Below are 16712 nucleotides of genomic sequence, written 5' to 3'. Positions count from 1 at the left end.
CGAATTGGAAAGGTCGCCCGATGTCGCTTGTGCTTTATGGGCATCCGCTCGCCTCCTTCTGCCACAAAGTGTTGATTGCGCTTTACGAAAACGGCACACCCTTCGAGAACCGTCTCGTCGATCTTTCCGACGAGACCTCGCGCGCCGATCTCTTCCGCTTCTGGCCGATCGGCAAGATGCCACTGCTGCGCGATGAGGCCCGCGACAGCACCATCCCCGAGACCTCGATCATCATCGAATATCTCGAGCAATATTATCCCGGCCCCGTTCGCCTGCTGCCGCTGGAAATCGACCGGGCGCTGCAGGTCCGCCTCTGGGACCGCTTCTTCGACCACTATGTCCAGGCACCGATGCAGTCTCTGGTCAGCAATCGTCGCCGACCCGAGGGCGAGGCGGATGAGATCGAGATGGCCGCCTCCCGGGCGACACTCGGCACCGCCTACGCGATGATCGAAAAACAGCTGGCCGGCAAGCAATGGATATCCGGCGACGATTTCACCATGGCCGATTGCGCCGCGGCCCCGGCCCTCTTCTACGCCGCGACGCTGATCCCGTTTTCATCGGAACAGCCCAACCTTCGCGCCTATTACGATCGGCTGCTGGCGCGCCCATCCTTTGCAAGAACGCTGGAAGAAGCCCGGCCCTATTTCAAGTTCTACCCTTATAAAGAGAGGCTGCCCGCCCGCTTCCGGGATGCAGCGGGATGATCGACGGCCAGGCCGATCTCGACCGCATGTTCCACGCGCTTTCCGACCGCAGCCGCCGTGGCATGATCGACCGCCTCGGCCGCGGCCCGGCCTCCGTCACCGAGCTGGCGGCGCCGCTCGCCGTCGCCCTGCCGACGGTGATGAAACATCTGCAGGTGTTGGAAGACAGCGGCCTCGTATTCTCCGAAAAATCCGGCCGGGTGCGGACCTACCGCCTGCAGCAGGATGCGTTTGCCACCGTCGCGCGCTGGGTGGAACAGCGAAAGACCCGCTGGACCACCACCTTCGACAGGCTGGATCAATTTCTCGCCGATGAGCCGGAGACCCTCCCCGAATGACGACACGATCCGCAGAACACGCCACCCTCGTTATCGAACGCCACCTGAAGGCGCCTGTCGCCCGCGTCTTCCGCGCCTGGTCGCTGCCGGAATCCAAGCGCCAGTGGTTCGCCTGCCACGGCGAATGGGTGCCGCTGGAATACGGCCTGGATTTCCGCCCCGGCGGACTGGAGAGGAATTATGTCGCCGATACGGACGGGCTCCTGCACGCCTACGACGCCCGTTACATCGACATCGTGCCCGATGCGCGGATCATCTACGCTTATGAGATGAAGCTCGGCGAAGCCCGCATCTCGGTCTCACTCGCCACCGTCGCCTTCGAGGCCGAACCCGGCGGCACAAAGATGGTCTTTACCGAACAAGCGGTGTTCCTTGACGGCTATGCCGACAACGGCGCCCGTCTTCAGGGCACCGAAATCGGCCTCGACAATCTCGAACTCTATCTCGAGAGGGAGACAAGCCCGATCCATTAGCAAGTTTCAGATATTGCATCACTTTTTAGAACGAGAGGCCTTGGCTGACATGTTCAACGCGGCGGCGGCGCGAACGAGCGCCTTCAACGCCTCCTCGTCGATCCGGTCGCTCTCGTGGATATCGATGGCGCGCCGGGTGTTGCCTTCGAGGCTGGAGTTGAAGAGCCCCGAAGGATCCTCCAGCGCGGCACCCCTGGCAAAGGTCAGTTTCACCACGCTCTTATAGGTCTCGCCGGTGCAGATGATGCCGCCGCACTCCCAGACCGGAACCCCTCGCCACTTCCATTCCTCGACAACGTCAGGCTCGGCCTGCCTGATCAGCGCCCGGACCCGCGCAAGCGTCTCGCCGCGCCAATCCTTGAGTTCCTCGATCCTCGCATCGATCATTTGGGAGGGCGAGGCTTCTTCCTCCTGCCCGGAACCGCTCTTCTTCATGCTTGCCGTCGCTTTCTTCATGATTGTCTCTCTTCATCGGCCCTGACGCTCTCCGGGCAATCGGCTGGCCTGCTCCACCCAGGCGGTGAGCTGAGCTTCATCGATGTCGTCATCCTCGCGGATGTCGAGGTAACGCACGTCTTTCTGCTTGGACGCGCCCGGCGGCGGAGGATCGAGCAGGGCGCCGCGGAAGAAGGCCACCTTGACGTATTTCGTGAAGCAATGGACGCCGAGGAACCAGCCCTGCCCTTCGATGCCATAGAAGGGAGAATTCCATTTGACTGCCTTGGATACACCGGGCACCGTGGCGGTGATTATCCCATCGAGACGACGACCGATCTCGCTTTTCCAGCCGGGCATTGCCGCGATATAGGCTTGCACGGGCGCGTCGCCATGGCCTTTGGCGATCTGCGGATTGCCACCCGACAGCAGCTTCGGCGTCGCCGCCGGTTCGGCAGCCGTCTTGCTCGTCACCTTGGCCGCCGTCTTGGATTTCTTCTCGGCCATCGCATTCACTCCCATCTCCTGCGCCACCTCGCGGCATAGGGCAGCAGGAACAGATCGAGACCGGTCAGCATCAACAGGCAGGGCGGCAGCAGTGCCAAGACGCCCACCCAGACGGTCGATTTCTCCTGCAGCACGGCGATGGTACTGACGATGACAGCCGCCGTAAAGGCGACGGACAGCCAGCGATGAATTTGCCGAAAGCAGTTGTTTCCGTTCAAAGGGACCTCCTATCCCGGGAAAATGAGCTTTGGCGACCGACGATCCGCCCTTCGACGATCTCACTCCGACCGCGCCAGAACCTCCTCCAGATTCGCAAAGAACTGCGTCCACCCGCTCCTGGCGCCCCCGTAAGCCTGTCGCTGATCCGGCCGGAAGCCAGATTGCTCCATCCGCAAATGCGTGCCGGTTCCGGTTGGGGTGAGAGTCCAGGTGACCACGCTTTCCAGCCCATAGGCTTCCCAGCTATAGGACAGGGTCTTGTTCGGCTCGACTTCCAGGACCTTGCAGTCGACAGAGCCCCAATCCGCGCTGAAACTGAAACGATGATCGATGACGGGCTTGAAGTCGCTCTTCATCAGCCACTCCTGGAGCAGGTGCGGCTGGGTGAGCGCCCGCCAGATCTTTTCCGAGGGATAGGGCATTTCCCGCTCGATGACGACGGAGCGCGTTTCTGTCGATGTGTCGGTCATTGATCCATCCTTTTCAGCAAATCTTCGAGAGCGTTAAAGCGGCTTTGCCAGAAGCCGGCCATCTCGCTCGTCCAGTCGACTAGCGGGGCCAGCGCGCCAAGCTGCGCACTGTAATGCGTCTGCCGTCCTTCGTGGCGGTCGCGCACCAATCCGGCCTGCTTCAGGATCCCAAGATGTTTCGAAACAACCGGCTGCGACACGCCGGCCCGCTCCGTCAGAGCCCCGACCGTCTTCTCCCCTTCCCGGCACAGCCGTTCGAACAGAGCCCGCCGCGTCGGATCGGCAAGCGTCCTGAAAAGCACGTCGTGAGCATCTGGCATTGGTGATTCATACCTCTGGAGCTATGAATTGACGTATAGCTGTGGAGGCATACGTTAGTCAAGCCGTTAGCATGATAGGAGATTTTGATAACGCCAAACGGAAGAGAATCAGAGGCTTGCAGCGCATAACAACGAAAACTTTACATAGCTATACAGCTATACATATAAGCATCTCACATCGATCGCAACGCCGCTGCGCGACAGGCATATCTGCGGCAGCATCGAGCGCCTTGCCGTGCCAGCCCGATAACCTGCCTCAAGAACTCTCCGGACGCTCGGCCTCCAGCCGCTCCCGAATGAAGGTGGGGCCACCGGCAAGACGCGCCGCAAGCAGGCTCGCGGGATCGACCAGACGCCAGTAGGGCGTCACCGTCGAAACCGGCTCGCCCGTCGCCAACGCGCCGAAGGACAATTCGGCGATGGCACGCAAATGCCGCTGCACCGTCACCGGACAGCAGGCATCCGCCCCATATTGGGCGGCGAGGCGGCGGCGGAGGGCGCCGAGATCGGTGTGAATACCTTGCGGTGCTGATCGGATGTGCTCCGCCACCATCTGCTGCGACGGAATGAGCATCGCTTGCATGCCACTGCGGCCCTTGCGCCGCTGCTTGATCGTCGGAATTTCGCTCATACCGTTCCCCCGAGCATTGCGCCTTCCTGCAATCTAGGGCTGGACCGAATGACGGCCAGCCTCATGTCAATCCACGGGAAGTCCCTTCAGATGGCTTTTCTGCACCCGCCGTTTCGGTTAATCCTCGGGCCTCTCACTGAGGAAAGGATAGGACATATGGCTAAAGTCGCGTTCATCGGTCTCGGCGTCATGGGCTTTCCCATGGCCGGCCACCTGAAGATCAAGGGCGGCCACGATGTTACCGTCTACAATCGCACCGCCGAGAAAGCCGCCGCCTGGGCTGAGAAATTCTCCGGCAAATCCGCCCCTACCCCGGCCGAGGCGGCGGAGGGGGCCGATTTTGTCTTCGTCTGCGTCGGCAACGATGAGGATCTCCGATCGGTGACATCAGGCGATAGCGGCGCTCTGCACGGCATGAAGCCTGGATCGGTGCTGATCGACAACACCACCGCCAGCGCCGAGGTCGCTCGCGAACTTTATGCAGCGGCAAAGCAAAAAGGTGTCGACTTCATCGACGCTCCGGTTTCCGGCGGCCAGGCCGGCGCTGAAAACGGTGTCCTGACCGTCATGTGCGGCGGCGACGAAGCCGTTTATGAGCGCGTCAGGCCCGTCATCGAAGCCTATGCCAGGATGGTCGGCCTGATGGGGCCGGCAGGCTCCGGACAGCTGACCAAGATGGTCAACCAGATCTGCATCGCCGGCCTCGTCCAGGGCCTCGCCGAAGGGCTGCATTTCGGTAAGCGCGCCGGCCTCGATATCGAAAAGGTCGTCGAGGTAATCTCCAAGGGTGCGGCAGGCTCCTGGCAGATGGAAAACCGCCACAAGACCATGAACGCCGGCAAATACGATTTCGGTTTCGCAGTCGACTGGATGCGCAAGGATCTGAGCATCGTGCTCGCCGAAGCCCGCCGCAACGGCGCCAAATTGCCGGTCACGGCCATTGTCGATCAGTTCTACGGCGACGTGCAGGCGATGGGCGGCAATCGTTGGGACACGTCCTCGCTGCTCGCCCGTCTCGAGAAATGATCGGCCTCTCCTCCGATCCGGCAGAACTGATCGCGCATCTCGAAACGCTGCGTTCGGAGGAGAATGTCGCCGGGATGGCGCGATTCGGCATCGTCACCGGTCGCGCTCTCGGCATTTCCAATCCCGATATCAGGGCGGTCGCCAGATTGGCGAAGAGGGATCACATCAGGGCAATGCAGCTCTGGCAAAGCGATATCCGCGAAGCCCGCCTGCTTGCCCTCTGCACAGCTGAGCCGAAACGGCTGACCGCGGAAGAAGCCAGAAGCTGGGCCAATGATTTCAATTCCTGGGAGATCGTCGACTGCGCCGCCGATCTCTTCGTCGAGGCCCGGCTGGACGAGCTCATACCGGAATTCGCCACCGATGGGCGCGAGTTCGTTCGCCGCGCCGCCTTCGCCATGATCGCCGGCGCCGCCGTCCACCGGAAGAACGAGAGCGATATGACTATCCTTGCCTGGTTGCCCCTGATCGAGGCGCATTCCGGCGATTCCCGCAACTTCGTTCGCAAGGCTGTCAATTGGGCACTGCGCAGCATCGGCAAACGCAATCGCGGCTGCCACGGCCCGGCGCTGCGGCTGGCGAAGCTTCTGGCCGAAAGTCCGGATAAAACCGCCCGCTGGATCGGCAGGGATGCGGTCAGGGAGCTGAGCGGCGAAAAGCTTATGGCGCGGCTGAAATAGCGCGATTCCGCGTCTAACGCATGCCCGGAAAAGCATGCAGCGGTTTTGCGGCAACCACATGCGCAAAAACAAGGCGCGAAAGCAACGAATCAACCAAGATTCAAAAATCACGCCCGGAGGCAGCAGTCAATCGGTCGACCACATGGTCGGGCACCAGGCTTGAGCCGGAGCCTAAAATGGAACCTGTCGCTGCGCGCGAGGTTGATAAGCAGGAGGATTCAGTTATGGCCAAATGCGACCAGTGCGGCAACGATTATGACAAGGCCTTCCAAGTAAATCTGGGAAATGAAACCTACACCTTCGATAGCTTCGAGTGCGCTATTCAGAAACTTGCTCCGGCCTGCCCGCATTGCGGCGTCCGGATCATCGGGCATGGTGTCGAGCAGGGCGACATCATTTATTGTTGTGCGCATTGCGCCGAGCAGGAGGGAGCCGACGCTCTTACCGATCGCGCGCCTTGAGACCGTCTTCGGTCTCTGCCTTATTCCGGCGGCCTATTCGGGAAGCCCTTTGTCGTTTGGGTTCGGTGCCGGCGTCTCTCTTGTATCTCGTGGCGGATGTTGGCGATCATCAGACTCCGCGGGGGCGCCTGGTCGTCGGAACGGTGGACAGGCTGCTCTTTAGGGTCGATCCTTTTGGCGGGGGCAGCAATTTTTCTAGGCATAGCCAGTTCCTCTAGCTTCACTGACAAGAACCGACTGCCCCACTGAAAGTTCCGAGTCCAGAAGCGCTGCTTGGTTCGGAATCGGTGTCACCAAACTGCGTAGCGCGCGGGAACATGCTCAAAGAGTTCTCGAGCAGATGGCCGGTCGCAAGGCTGCGTTTAGTGCGACATTAATACCGGCATCGAAATGTTATTCAGCAGATCACGCGTCGCACCGCCGAACATATCTTCGAAAAGCGGCGAGTGGCCATAGGCGCCGCAGACGATCAGATCTGCGCTCTCTCGGTCGAGGCCGGCAAACAACGCACTGATGAAATCCGTCTCCCGCGTGTTCCGCCATCCTTCCAGCGTGACCCGAACTCCGTGCTGTTCGAGATGACGCTTTATCTCTTGAACGTCTGCGTTTGTGTCGCTGTAGTTGCTCGCGAAGACGAACAGAAAAACCTTGCGTGCTGCCTTGAGGATCGGCATTGCGTCGTGAACGGCCCTCGTTGACTCGCGGCTGAAATTCCAGGCAATGACTACCTGCTCGCCGATTGCGTCTTCTCCTGTCCAGCCCGTTGGAAGGACCAACATGGGAACCCCGGCTGTCACCAGAATTTCTTTGGGGACTGCTGAATTGGAAAGATGGCGGCGGTCTGGATGTGGCTGTGTCGTTACCAGAAGATCCGCGCAATGGGAAAAAAGCTGCTCTGCGTCATGAGCCTCTGGCCGTGCCGCGTGATATTGGAAATCAAGGCCAGCTTTCCGACCTGCGATGGCGAATTCAGCTTCAATCGCCCGCGCAAGATCGCGGCTCTCACCCTCCAGTGCTTCTTTCGTGCTGACGTTGACTCCGATCAATCTGGCTTGATGTTTGACAGCGACGTCAATGGCCGTGCGCACACGCGCTGCGCAATCTTCCCCGACGTCCAAATAGACAACGATATCTCTGTAGGCCATAACTTCCTCCATCCACGAACGCCCAGGGCCATGTGGTTCACCTGCTCGGTTCGCTGTCGTGGGAGTCATCAGCAGAGTGGTGGTCGAAGGCGAATCTCCATCAGCCTGAGCAGTTAATGTCCATTGACGCCGTCAGTTCCGGACGCGGCTGCAAAGATTTCAAACTCAACGGTTCGCGTCGAGTCGATTTCGACGACGGCACTCCGGCACGCAATCAGACGACCGGGTCTTGGCAGGAACGTTTCCCAACGGTGCGCGTTGATTCTCTCTTATCCCGTGCGAGAGGCGCGGGCAGCACCAGGGAGGTTATCATGAAAGTCAGCAATTGCATGACCACAGACGTGCAGATCACCGATCCGGAGCACACATTGCGAGATGTCGCCTCAATGATGGGACGTCTTGATGCCGGCGTTCTCCCGGTGGGCGAGAATGACCGGCTGGTCGGCATGATCACCGATCGCGACATCGCCATTCGTGGCGTGGCAGAGGGCAAAGGCCCCGACGCAAAGGTCCGCGACGTAATGAGTACCGATGTCAAATACTGCTTCGATGACGAAGAGATCGAAGACGTCCTTCACAACATGGGGGATCTTCAAGTGCGGCGCTTGCCGGTGCTGAACCGAAGCAAGCGGCTGGTCGGCATCATCTCGCTTGGCGATCTCGCCATGAAGGGCGAGACCATGGAAACAGGCAAAGCACTGAGCGACATTTCGCAACGCGGCGGTCCACATTCACAGACGGCCCACTGACGGTCCGCGTCGCGCCACAGAAACTGTCCACGGGCCGGCGGTCATCTGCTCATTCAACTCTCGACTCTCGCTCCAGTGCCTTTGGGTGCGAGAGTCCTGCAATTGCGCACACAGGACGCTTCACGTGGCTCCGTTGTTATGGCCCGAGCGCCAGTTGGAACGAGCTGGGTTTGCTTCTGTTTTACCCAGGCCTTGGCGCATCAGCCGAGGTTCAACTACTTCGGCTCCGGTTGTTGAATCACCGGTGGTGGCGCGTCGATCAAATGGCTTGATCGCCAGGATACCGAGTATGGAAGCAATCATTGCTCCAATAATGAGGATCATCAGCATTCGCGTCATCAGGGACTCCACCCACCCAGGGCCCGGTCGTCTGAGGGCGCTACCATGCCCCGGCTGAAGCCCCAGGATTAAATCGACGGCCAGATCTTCGGCGAAGCACCCTATATGGCAGAGGCTTTCGCCTCGCCGTCAATGATGCCTGGATTTTTCGACCAGAAAGTCGATCAGCACCCTTACCGCCGGCGGCATGCCCCTGGCCGTCGTGAAGACGATATAAAACTGGCTTTCTTCCGACTGCCATTCCGGCAGCACCCGCACCAGCCTGCCAGCCTGCAGATCCGCCTCGCAGGCGCTTTCAAGCAGCAGCCCGAAGCCGAGCCCGGCGCGGGCTGCGTCGAGAATGGCGGTCATGCTGCGGCAGGTCAGCCTCGGCTGATGCCGGATGACCCGTTTGTCGTCATTCGGGCCGATGAGTTCCCAAGTATGGAATGTCACCCACGAGGTCATCGCCAACGTCGGCTGATCGGCGAGTTCGTTCCACGCAATTCAAACCACCGCTGCGCTCCACGAGCGATGGACTGGCGACGAGGATGCGCCGCGCCCGGTCGAGCTTGCGCATCGTCAGGCTTGTCTGCGTCTCCGGCTCGTTGGTCGCCCTCACCTCGAGGTCGATCCGTTCGTTGATGAGGTCGGCGCGCCGGTCCGAGCCGATGATCTGCAGCTTGATCTTTGGGTAACGTTCGAGGAATTCAGGCAGGATCCCGCCGACGGAGATGTCGACAAGACCGAGCGGGCAGGCCATCCGCACCACGCCCTGCGGGTCGGACTGGGCCTCGGTGACGATCGATTTGGCACGATCGGCCTCCTGCAGAATGGTCTGGCATCTTTCGTAAAAAGCCTGGCCGATCTCTGTCACCCGAAAGTGACGGGTCGAACGCTCTATCAGCCTTGCGCCGAGCCCGTCTTCAAGCCGGCTCACTCGCCTGCTGAGTTTCGAACGCGGTATCCTCAGATCGCGACTGGCCGACGCAAATCCACCGCTGGAGACGACGGCTGCGAAATAATAATAGTCGTTGAGATCTTCCATAAGAACAAGCTATCCGAGAGTACGAATGAATGCTGCCCGCTGCAAGCGGTTGTATCCTCTCTCCCAAAAAGCTGTAATCACATTGTCGGCATTGGATTTTCTTTCCGCGACCCGTCTGCGGCAAAGGAAACCGATTCCCGTCGGTCGGTTTGATTTCTCTTGTGATGAAGAAATGGAAAGCCTCAATGAGGGCGGGCAGGATGCCGACGTGCGATACGCAACATGCCGGTCGGCCTACCCTCGATGGCGATCGAAAAAGTGCCATGAAGATGGGAGCAAAAACGCTGCAAGGACGGTCCGGCAGGGAAGACCGGACCCGTCCCCGTAGCTGATCGGAGGTCACTCGGATCAGAAACTGATTGGGTGCCCCCGGTCCGAAGACCGGGAGCATCACTAGGTCGATTAGAACGAACGCTGCAGGCGGAAGTAGCCAGCCGTCGAGTCGTCAGCATCTTCCGGATCGAGGTACTGAACCGAAGCCTTGGCGTAGAAGTTGTCGACGATCTGGTAATCAACCGTCAGACCAACCTTCCAAGCGTCGCCATCGCTGAAGTCGTCGCCGGAGACGTAGTAGTCACCGTAGTACTGGACGCCAGGAGTGATCTTGAGCTTGTCGGTTGCCTTGATTGCGTATTCGGCAGCGACAGCCCATTCAGCTGCGGAGTAGTAGGAGTTCGGGCCGGAAGAGTATACGGCAGCGAGGCCGAGCGTACCGGGACCGATTTCAACCGTACCCATTGCACGGACAGCGCCGTCTTCGTTGTCGAAGTCCCAGCCGCCAGTGATCTGATAGCTGAACGCACCGGCAGTGCCGCCAACGCCGAAGGCAACGCCAACGTTGTTCGGCTCTTCGCCCGTCTTGTAGAAGCCGTCTTCCAGTTCGTCGACGCTGATGCCGGCGTAGAAGGTGCCGCTTTCGTACTGATAACGGAGCGAGTTATGCAGGGTTACGATCGAACCGATGTCGTCGGTTTCGCCGGAGAGGCCGTCGTCCCACCAGCTGTAGAAGAGACCAGCGCGGAAGCCCGCGATGTCGAGGTAAGCGGAGTCGAGGATGGCATCCTGATCCGAAGCGTTGTCAGCATTGAACTGCATGACGATGACGCCGGTCAGCGGACCATACTCGGTGTCGCTCTTGGCCGTGAACTGAACCTGGCCACGCGTACGGGCATCCCAATCCGAGTCGTTGCTGAGCGAACCGTTGAGCGGCTGATCACCAACATCAACCTGGAAACGGATGTAGCCTTCGATCTTGAGGCAGGTTTCGGTGCCCGGGATGTAGAAGTAGCCGGTGCCGTAAGCGTCGCAGACGCGAACATATTCAACCGGTTCCGGCTCGGCAGCAACGATAGCGTCAGCTGCAAGAACCGGCGTCGATGCAGCAAATGCTGCTGCTGATGCGAGCAAAACCATTCTGATGTTCATTTACCAATCCATTCCTTTGTCGATCGGGGCTGGCTTCCAATCGGGTAGTCGATTTGAAGCCGGCCCAGTTTGAACAGCCATCTCGGCGTGCGGATCGATCGAACCGCCAAACCGTCATCACATACCGGGAGTTATCAAGCAATTCTCGATATACGCGGGAGGGGTTCGATCGAGACACTTTCCTCGAAAGCGTGATTTTTATACAACAATTTCAAATGGTTACAGCAAAAAAACGCACAAATGGCCCGGCGACGGAAACCCTCCATCGCAAGCCGCAAACGCTATATTCTTTCATCAAAATCCCCACCGCCCGATCTTCGTCGGACAGCAGTGGTGAAGCTCATAAAACTCTACCGCCGCCTAATGAACACATACAAGGCGATGGCTTAGAACATGGTGTCCTGAATTCGATACCAATGCGTCAAAATGATGACATGCTGCGCAATGGTTGTATGCACTGTAGGCCCTTAATCGTTATCAGGCTATTTATTTTTTCAGGATTTCGCCGCGATTCAAGCACTTTTTCGCTATTTTCGAGAAATTTCTGCAGTCAGAACCCGCTCCTGGCCCTGCTTGCTGCCTCATTGCGGACATTCTCACGGATGGTGAGAATGCCGCTCGAAGCTCATTTCTTGAGGAGGATACCCCCTGCGGTAGCAGACCATGCCTCGATATTTGATTATCAACCGCCATTCCAGCGGTCGCAGATCGCACGCTCGGACTCAATCCTCGTTGGACTTGGCGTTCTCGAGAATCATATAGTCGAGCGGCAGCTGCGTCGAATACTTGATCTGCTCCATCGCAAAGGCGGAGGAGACGTCGCGAATCTCGATCTTTGCGATCATCCGCTTATAAAAGGCATCGTAGGCGGCGATATCGGGCACGACGACTCGCAGGAGATAATCGACATCACCGCTCATCCGGTAGAATTCGACCACTTCGGGGAATTCGGCGACCACCTCGGAAAAGCGGCGCAGCCACTCGATCGAATGGGTAGCGGTGCGAATCGACACGAAAACGGTGACCTTGGTGTTGACTTTCTCGGGATCGAGGATGGCAACACGACGCTTGATGACGCCATCCTCCTCCATTTTCTGGATACGCCGCCAGCAAGGCGTCGTCGAAAGACCCACTTTTTTAGCGAGATCGGCAACGGCAAGCGTCGAATCTTCTTGCAGCAGACGCAGAATTTTTCGGTCGAGGCGGTCCATGCGCACGTCAGTCCTTTCGAATTATTTTCTTTGTATAACTCGATTCCGCCCAACGAAAAGAATTTTGTTTCAGGAAAGCAGCATTTTCGTCCGCTCCTGCAAGACAGGCAGCAGTTCTTTCTCGAACCAGGAATTGCGTTTCAGCCAGCCGCTGTTGCGCCAGCTCGGATGCGGCAGCGGCAGCACCGCCGGCGACCGTCCGGACATGAGACTGTCGCGCCACCCCCGCACCGTCTCGGTCATACCGCCTCGCCCCCCGCCGGCCATATGCCAGGCCTGTGCATATTGGCCGATGACCAGCACCAGTTCGATCTGCGGCATCGCCGAAATGACTCTTTGCCGCCAGAACGGCGCACATTCGCGCCGCGGCGGCAGATCCGCCCCCTTGTCGTCGTAGCCGGGAAAGCAGAAGCCCATCGGCACGATGGCGAACCGGTCGCGGTCGTAGAATGTTGCCCTGTCAACGCCGAGCCACGATCGCAGCCGGTCGCCCGAGGCATCGTCGAATGGCAGGCCGCTCTCATGCACACGAAGTCCGGGCGCCTGCCCGGCGATCAGGATGCGGGCGTTCGAAGAAATCACGGCCACCGGCCGCGGCTCGTGCGGCAACCGGTGCGCGGCGCCCTTTGCCGGCGCGTCGCGACAGATTCGGCAGGCGGCGATTTCACGCCGCAAAGTTTCCAGCTCGGCTTCGTCGGTCATGGCTTTACTCCCATCCGACGATCCGCCCGATGAAGCGCAGCGCCGCGTCGAAACCGGAATTCTGGCGGGCATGGTCGCGCACATCGCGCGGCCGCTCAAAACTTCCGGCCCACATCCCCGCTTTCGCAGCCCTCGCTTCGGCCTCCTCCTTGCCGTAACCGCCATAGGAGATGGCCATGCCCCGCCGCACCATGGCGGCATTGACGTCCGCGCCTGCCCCATTGCGGCAGACGACGAGCAGCCTGTCATAGCGGTCGCGCCGGTTGCCCTGGCAAAGCGTTCCCGATGCCAGCACCATCTCCTGCAGCGCCTGGCGCGCGGCGCGCCCGCAAGCCCAGACCGCTCCCGCCCGCTCGCAGCTCTGATTGAGCTCCGGGGCATCGATGCCTTCGAGACGCAAGCGTTCCCGCCCCAAAGACAGACTGTCGCCATCGGCGGCATGAAAGGCGCCCCTATGCTTGATGGCTGCAGTATCGTTGACCTTGGCGGCGATCAGCGCCAGGAGCGCCAGCAGGGCAAAAGCGGTCACGCCGTCGCGAATCAGGCGCAGGCCCCGTGTCACGCTTTCGCCTCCTTAAAAAACAAATCCTTGGCAAAGATGGCAAACATCTTCTTAAGAATTGCCGGTTAAGCTCTTATCCACCCTGGGATGAAGTTTCAACGTGCACATGAGTACCGGCGTAAGCACATCGACCGACAAGATTATCGTCGACAGGTCGCGCAGCCACCGCAACAAGGCCGTTTCCAAGGCCGTGCGGCAGACGCGCGAACGTCTTCAGTCCGGCCATGCGTCCAATTCCTCCTTCGACCGTGATGTACTCAGGATGTACATCGCGTCGATGCTGCAGGGCGCGACGATCATGCCGCTCTTTGTCGTCATCATTACCGGTCTCGGCGTTTATTTCACCCAAGATACCCGATTGCTCTTCTGGGCGCTGCTGACGCTCACCTGCCACACCGGCAATATCCTGCTCGCGCGGCGCGCGCGCCGCCAGGAAATTACCGCCGAGAGCGCCCGCAAATGGCGCCGCCTGCTGCTCTCCGGCCAATTCCTGGTCGGCTGCTGCTGGGCCGTCTTCGCGCTGCTGAGCTGCGACACCTGCGAGCCGTCGAGCTTCATTCTCTATAAGGGCGCAACATTGCTGATTGCGCTCTCCGTCACGGCGATGTCGAATTTCATGCTGACGCCTGCCGTGCTGGTCGCCTTTGCACCGGCGGTCCTGGCGCTCGGCGCCAAGAGCGGCCTGTCGCGCGACCTCCTCGAAATCAGCCTGACCGGGCTGTTCACGACCACGCTGGTCTTCTTCAACTATATCAGCGATCGGCTGTTCAAATCGAACCTCAGGATCCTCTCCTATCAGTCGGAGAAAGACGACCTGATCGCCGAGCTGGAAGTGGCGAAATCGATGTCTGACGAGGCGCGTCGCCGGGCCGAAGAGGCAAACCTCGCCAAGTCCCGCTTCCTTGCCTCGATGTCGCACGAACTCAGGACCCCGCTCAACGCCATTCTCGGCTTTTCCGAAGTGATGTCGGCCGAAGTCATGGGGCCGCTCGCCAATCCGACCTACAAGGAATATGCCGGCGATATTCATCGCTCCGGCCAGCATCTGCTCGATCTGATCAACGAAATCCTCGACCTGTCGCGCATCGAGGCCGGCAAATACGAACTGAGCGAAGAAGCGATCTCGCTGCTCGATATCACCGAGGATTGCATCGGCATGGTGCAGTTGCGCGCCCGCGCCAAGAACATCGCCATTTCGGATCAGTTCGAGCGGCAGTTGCCGGCCATCTGGGCGGACGAGAAGTCGATGCGGCAGGTGGTGCTCAATCTTCTCTCCAATGCCGTCAAATTCACGCCGCAGGGTGGCGAAATCCACGTCAAGGTCGGTTGGACGGCCGGCGGCGGCCAGTACATCTCGATCAAGGATAACGGCCCCGGCATTCCGGAAGAAGAGATTCCCGTTGTCCTCTCGGCCTTCGGCCAGGGTTCGATCGCCATCAAGAGCGCCGAGCAGGGCACCGGCCTCGGCCTGCCGATCGTCCAGGCGATCCTTGCCAAGCATGACGGACAGTTCCTGCTGAAATCGAAGCTGCGCGAGGGCACAGAGGTCATCGCCATCCTGCCCGCCAAGCGCGTGCTCCAGAGCCTGCCGGCTGTCGAAGAGGCTCAGGCCGTCGCGCGCAAGCGCAAGAGCTTTGCCTGATTCAACCAAAAAACAGGTGTTTGCCGAGAACGAAGCCGAGATAAAGGCAGCAGGCGGCGATCATGCAGGTCACCGCGAAGGAACCGAGATCCTTGGCATGTTTGCCGACAATCGAAATCTCCGGCGAAATCCGGTCGATCACCTCTTCGACGGCGGTATTCATCGCCTCCATCGAAAACAGCCCGAGAAACAGCAGCACCGCGACGACGATCTCGCCGGCCGTCGCGCCCGCCAGCGCTAGCGCTGCGATCGAAACGACGAAGAAACCAAGTTCCTGGCGGAAGGCTGCCTCTTTCAGCACACGCAGAAAGCCCGCCCAGGAATAGCTGGCAGCGGCGATGAAATGCCGAAATCCGGTCTCTTTCGTCACCGCAGGCTTGGTCAAGACACCCTCTCCTCTTCCCGTTGCGCCCCTGACCGGGGAAGGACTTTGCCATCTCCCCTTTGGCGGGCGAATACGCAGATACCCATTCCACCTCGGCGGCGCAAGCAAACCGGAGCCCGCATCACCGGTGCTGCCGGCCGCGGCCTCAATGCTTGCCGCTCACGCCGGCCTGGGCAAAGGTTGCCATGCCGGAATGACAGGCGGCGGCAGCCTTGACGATGCCGGCGGCCAGCGCCGCACCGGTGCCTTCGCCGAGCCGCATGCCGAGCGCCAGAAGCGGCGTCTTGCCAAGCATCTCGATCGAGCGCAGATGCCCGGGTTCGGCGGAGACATGGCCGATCAGGCAATGATCGAGCGCGATAGGGTTTGCGGCTTTGAGGATCGCCGCCGCGGCTGTCGCGACATAACCGTCGATCAGCACCGGAATGCGCTCCATGCGGGCGGCAAGAATGGCGCCCGCCATCGCCGCAATCTCGCGCCCGCCAAGCCGCCGCATGATCTCGAGCGGATCGTCGAGATGGTCGCTATGCAGCGCCACTGCCTTTTCGACCGCCGCAATCTTGCGCTCCAGCATCTCGCCTTCAGAGCCGGTGCCGGGTCCCACCCAGTCGCGCGCCGAACCGCCATAGAGGGCATAGTTGATCGCAGCCGCGATCGTCGTATTGCCGATGCCCATCTCGCCGATGCACAGCAGATCGGTCCCGCCGGCGATCGCTTCCATGCCGAAAGCCATGGTCGCGGCGCAGTCACGCTCGGAAAGCGCCGCCTCCTCGGTAATGTCGCCTGTGGGATAATCGAGTGCCAGGTCGAAGACTTTCAGGCCGAGATCATAAGCCACGCAAATCTGGTTGATTGCCGCGCCGCCGGCTGCGAAATTCTCGACCATCTGCTGCGTCACGGCCGGCGGAAAAGGCGTGATGCCGTGCCTGGTAACGCCGTGGTTGCCGGCGAAGATTGCCACCAGCGGCCGGTTGACGGCGGGTGGGCGTCCGGTCCAGGCGGCGAGCCAGAAGGCGATTTCTTCGAGCCGTCCGAGCGCACCCGGCGGCTTGGTCAGCTGCGCGTCGCGTTCGCGTGCGGCCACCAGCGCGCGGGCATCCGGCCCGGGCAGGTCGCGGAGCAGGGTACGGAAATCGTCGAACGGCAGGCCTGAAACGCTCATCTGTGCGGTGTTCCTATGAATCGGCTATTCTTGTTTTTTCCACGCAAATCAGCTTCTTTGCGGTGGCTCTCTCTTAAAGCCGGCGAACGAAGCGAA

22 protein-coding genes and 1 pseudogene are annotated in these 16712 nt (G+C 60.2%); 8 read left to right on the top strand and 15 right to left on the bottom strand.

Translation table 11 applies throughout. From position 1 onward, the window contains the following. Positions 1-20 precede the first annotated feature (20 nt). The 3 genes from MHI61_RS11400 to MHI61_RS11390 are packed head-to-tail and all read left to right on the top strand — an operon-like array spanning position 21 to position 1518. Positions 21-707, top strand: a complete 687-nt coding sequence (locus tag MHI61_RS11400; RefSeq protein WP_239792080.1) for a glutathione S-transferase family protein — start codon at positions 21-23, stop codon at positions 705-707. After that, positions 704-1045, top strand: a complete 342-nt coding sequence (locus MHI61_RS11395; protein WP_239792079.1) for a metalloregulator ArsR/SmtB family transcription factor — start codon at positions 704-706, stop codon at positions 1043-1045. Before MHI61_RS11400 ends, MHI61_RS11395 begins: the two co-directional genes overlap by 4 nt. Further along, positions 1042-1518: an SRPBCC family protein gene (locus tag MHI61_RS11390; RefSeq protein ID WP_239792078.1), complete on the top strand. Its 477-nt coding sequence runs from the start codon at positions 1042-1044 to the stop codon at positions 1516-1518. Before MHI61_RS11395 ends, MHI61_RS11390 begins: the two co-directional genes overlap by 4 nt. An 18-nt stretch (positions 1519-1536) precedes the next feature. Here MHI61_RS11390 and MHI61_RS11385 read toward each other — a convergent pair whose 3' ends face one another. The 6 genes from MHI61_RS11385 to MHI61_RS11360 form a co-directional block, all read right to left on the bottom strand. Then, on the bottom strand, positions 1537-1974 hold the full coding sequence (locus MHI61_RS11385) for a DUF1801 domain-containing protein (protein ID WP_239792077.1): 438 nt from the start codon (positions 1972-1974) through the stop codon (positions 1537-1539). A gap of 12 nt (positions 1975-1986) precedes the next feature. Next, entirely contained in the window at positions 1987-2460 is a 474-nt protein-coding gene (locus tag MHI61_RS11380; RefSeq protein WP_239792076.1) for a DUF1801 domain-containing protein, read from the bottom strand. Between the two features lie 5 nt (positions 2461-2465). Next, positions 2466-2678 carry a hypothetical protein gene (locus tag MHI61_RS11375; RefSeq protein WP_239792075.1) on the bottom strand — a complete coding sequence of 71 codons (213 nt, stop codon included), beginning with the start codon at positions 2676-2678 and terminating at the stop codon, positions 2466-2468. Between the two features lie 60 nt (positions 2679-2738). After that, entirely contained in the window at positions 2739-3149 is a 411-nt protein-coding gene (locus MHI61_RS11370) for an SRPBCC domain-containing protein (protein ID WP_239792074.1), read from the bottom strand. Continuing rightward, the gene (locus MHI61_RS11365) at positions 3146-3469 is read right to left on the bottom strand and encodes a metalloregulator ArsR/SmtB family transcription factor (protein WP_010034312.1); all 324 of its coding nucleotides are present in this window, start codon (positions 3467-3469) and stop codon (positions 3146-3148) included. The genes MHI61_RS11370 and MHI61_RS11365 overlap by 4 nt, the downstream gene beginning before the upstream one ends. Positions 3470-3725: 256 nt before the next feature. Next, on the bottom strand, positions 3726-4100 hold the full coding sequence (locus MHI61_RS11360; RefSeq protein WP_239792073.1) for a hypothetical protein: 375 nt from the start codon (positions 4098-4100) through the stop codon (positions 3726-3728). 156 nt (positions 4101-4256) lie between these two features. Between MHI61_RS11360 and MHI61_RS11355 the strand changes: the two genes are divergently transcribed. The 3 genes from MHI61_RS11355 (at position 4257) to MHI61_RS11345 (ending at position 6267) form a co-directional block, all read left to right on the top strand. Continuing rightward, the gene (locus MHI61_RS11355; RefSeq protein ID WP_239792072.1) at positions 4257-5126 is read left to right on the top strand and encodes an NAD(P)-dependent oxidoreductase; all 870 of its coding nucleotides are present in this window, start codon (positions 4257-4259) and stop codon (positions 5124-5126) included. Beyond that, positions 5123-5806, top strand: coding sequence for a DNA alkylation repair protein (locus MHI61_RS11350; RefSeq protein ID WP_239792071.1), 684 nt, complete (start codon positions 5123-5125; stop codon positions 5804-5806). Before MHI61_RS11355 ends, MHI61_RS11350 begins: the two co-directional genes overlap by 4 nt. A gap of 176 nt (positions 5807-5982) precedes the next feature. After that, positions 5983-6267 carry a hypothetical protein gene (locus tag MHI61_RS11345; protein WP_239792070.1) on the top strand — a complete coding sequence of 95 codons (285 nt, stop codon included), beginning with the start codon at positions 5983-5985 and terminating at the stop codon, positions 6265-6267. Positions 6268-6629: 362 nt separating this feature from the next. On the opposite strand, the gene MHI61_RS11340 is transcribed toward MHI61_RS11345, so the two are convergent. Then, positions 6630-7412: a universal stress protein gene (locus MHI61_RS11340; RefSeq protein WP_239792069.1), complete on the bottom strand. Its 783-nt coding sequence runs from the start codon at positions 7410-7412 to the stop codon at positions 6630-6632. 311 nt (positions 7413-7723) lie between these two features. On the opposite strand from MHI61_RS11340, the gene MHI61_RS11335 reads away from it, so the two are divergent. After that, a complete protein-coding gene (locus MHI61_RS11335) occupies positions 7724-8161 on the top strand; it encodes a CBS domain-containing protein (protein WP_097579780.1) in 438 nt (145 codons plus the stop codon). A 120-nt stretch (positions 8162-8281) separates the two neighbouring features. On the opposite strand, the gene MHI61_RS11330 is transcribed toward MHI61_RS11335, so the two are convergent. The 6 genes and pseudogenes from MHI61_RS11330 to MHI61_RS11305 form a co-directional block, all read right to left on the bottom strand. Continuing rightward, positions 8282-8500, bottom strand: a complete 219-nt coding sequence (locus tag MHI61_RS11330; RefSeq protein WP_239792068.1) for a hypothetical protein — start codon at positions 8498-8500, stop codon at positions 8282-8284. A gap of 129 nt (positions 8501-8629) precedes the next feature. Next, positions 8630-9527 (bottom strand): annotated as a pseudogene (locus tag MHI61_RS11325) (LysR substrate-binding domain-containing protein). A gap of 402 nt (positions 9528-9929) precedes the next feature. Then, on the bottom strand, positions 9930-10952 hold the full coding sequence (locus tag MHI61_RS11320) for a porin (RefSeq protein ID WP_097579778.1): 1023 nt from the start codon (positions 10950-10952) through the stop codon (positions 9930-9932). A gap of 722 nt (positions 10953-11674) precedes the next feature. Continuing rightward, positions 11675-12163, bottom strand: coding sequence for an Lrp/AsnC family transcriptional regulator (locus MHI61_RS11315; protein ID WP_004678404.1), 489 nt, complete (start codon positions 12161-12163; stop codon positions 11675-11677). 69 nt (positions 12164-12232) lie between these two features. Next, entirely contained in the window at positions 12233-12865 is a 633-nt protein-coding gene (locus MHI61_RS11310) for a uracil-DNA glycosylase family protein (protein WP_239792067.1), read from the bottom strand. 4 nt (positions 12866-12869) lie between these two features. Beyond that, the gene (locus tag MHI61_RS11305) at positions 12870-13427 is read right to left on the bottom strand and encodes a thermonuclease family protein (protein WP_239792066.1); all 558 of its coding nucleotides are present in this window, start codon (positions 13425-13427) and stop codon (positions 12870-12872) included. 106 nt (positions 13428-13533) lie between these two features. On the opposite strand from MHI61_RS11305, the gene MHI61_RS11300 reads away from it, so the two are divergent. Continuing rightward, entirely contained in the window at positions 13534-15069 is a 1536-nt protein-coding gene (locus MHI61_RS11300; RefSeq protein WP_239792831.1) for a HAMP domain-containing sensor histidine kinase, read from the top strand. Position 15070: 1 nt separating this feature from the next. Here the strand turns inward: MHI61_RS11300 and MHI61_RS11295 are convergent, their stop codons facing one another. Together MHI61_RS11295 and cobT are read right to left on the bottom strand one after the other, a co-directional pair. Beyond that, entirely contained in the window at positions 15071-15454 is a 384-nt protein-coding gene (locus MHI61_RS11295) for a diacylglycerol kinase (protein WP_239792065.1), read from the bottom strand. Positions 15455-15599: 145 nt separating this feature from the next. Then, positions 15600-16616: a nicotinate-nucleotide--dimethylbenzimidazole phosphoribosyltransferase gene (gene cobT / locus MHI61_RS11290; protein ID WP_239792064.1), complete on the bottom strand. Its 1017-nt coding sequence runs from the start codon at positions 16614-16616 to the stop codon at positions 15600-15602. Positions 16617-16712 lie beyond the last annotated feature (96 nt).

Source organism: Rhizobium sp. K102, from assembly GCF_022385315.1.
In the GTDB taxonomy this organism is placed as follows: domain Bacteria; phylum Pseudomonadota; class Alphaproteobacteria; order Rhizobiales; family Rhizobiaceae; genus Rhizobium; species Rhizobium croatiense.
This window is presented reverse-complemented; position numbering and strand designations above follow the sequence as displayed.

What these genes read in the sequence shown, in the direction of transcription:
- MHI61_RS11400 (WP_239792080.1), top strand. Translation starts at nt 21, where the DNA reads ATGTCGCTTGTGCTTTATGGGCATCCGCTCGCCTCCTTCTGCCACAAA.
- MHI61_RS11395 (WP_239792079.1), top strand. Translation starts at nt 704, where the DNA reads ATGATCGACGGCCAGGCCGATCTCGACCGCATGTTCCACGCGCTTTCC.
- MHI61_RS11390 (WP_239792078.1), top strand. Translation starts at nt 1,042, where the DNA reads ATGACGACACGATCCGCAGAACACGCCACCCTCGTTATCGAACGCCAC.
- MHI61_RS11385 (WP_239792077.1), bottom strand. Translation starts at nt 1,974, where the DNA reads ATGAAGAAAGCGACGGCAAGCATGAAGAAGAGCGGTTCCGGGCAGGAG.
- MHI61_RS11380 (WP_239792076.1), bottom strand. Translation starts at nt 2,460, where the DNA reads ATGGCCGAGAAGAAATCCAAGACGGCGGCCAAGGTGACGAGCAAGACG.
- MHI61_RS11370 (WP_239792074.1), bottom strand. Translation starts at nt 3,149, where the DNA reads ATGACCGACACATCGACAGAAACGCGCTCCGTCGTCATCGAGCGGGAA.
- MHI61_RS11365 (WP_010034312.1), bottom strand. Translation starts at nt 3,469, where the DNA reads ATGCCAGATGCTCACGACGTGCTTTTCAGGACGCTTGCCGATCCGACG.
- MHI61_RS11360 (WP_239792073.1), bottom strand. Translation starts at nt 4,100, where the DNA reads ATGAGCGAAATTCCGACGATCAAGCAGCGGCGCAAGGGCCGCAGTGGC.
- MHI61_RS11355 (WP_239792072.1), top strand. Translation starts at nt 4,257, where the DNA reads ATGGCTAAAGTCGCGTTCATCGGTCTCGGCGTCATGGGCTTTCCCATG.
- MHI61_RS11350 (WP_239792071.1), top strand. Translation starts at nt 5,123, where the DNA reads ATGATCGGCCTCTCCTCCGATCCGGCAGAACTGATCGCGCATCTCGAA.
- MHI61_RS11345 (WP_239792070.1), top strand. Translation starts at nt 5,983, where the DNA reads ATGGAACCTGTCGCTGCGCGCGAGGTTGATAAGCAGGAGGATTCAGTT.
- MHI61_RS11340 (WP_239792069.1), bottom strand. Translation starts at nt 7,412, where the DNA reads ATGGCCTACAGAGATATCGTTGTCTATTTGGACGTCGGGGAAGATTGC.
- MHI61_RS11335 (WP_097579780.1), top strand. Translation starts at nt 7,724, where the DNA reads ATGAAAGTCAGCAATTGCATGACCACAGACGTGCAGATCACCGATCCG.
- MHI61_RS11330 (WP_239792068.1), bottom strand. Translation starts at nt 8,500, where the DNA reads ATGACGCGAATGCTGATGATCCTCATTATTGGAGCAATGATTGCTTCC.
- MHI61_RS11320 (WP_097579778.1), bottom strand. Translation starts at nt 10,952, where the DNA reads ATGAACATCAGAATGGTTTTGCTCGCATCAGCAGCAGCATTTGCTGCA.
- MHI61_RS11315 (WP_004678404.1), bottom strand. Translation starts at nt 12,163, where the DNA reads ATGGACCGCCTCGACCGAAAAATTCTGCGTCTGCTGCAAGAAGATTCG.
- MHI61_RS11310 (WP_239792067.1), bottom strand. Translation starts at nt 12,865, where the DNA reads ATGACCGACGAAGCCGAGCTGGAAACTTTGCGGCGTGAAATCGCCGCC.
- MHI61_RS11300 (WP_239792831.1), top strand. Translation starts at nt 13,534, where the DNA reads ATGAGTACCGGCGTAAGCACATCGACCGACAAGATTATCGTCGACAGG.
- cobT (WP_239792064.1), bottom strand. Translation starts at nt 16,616, where the DNA reads ATGAGCGTTTCAGGCCTGCCGTTCGACGATTTCCGTACCCTGCTCCGC.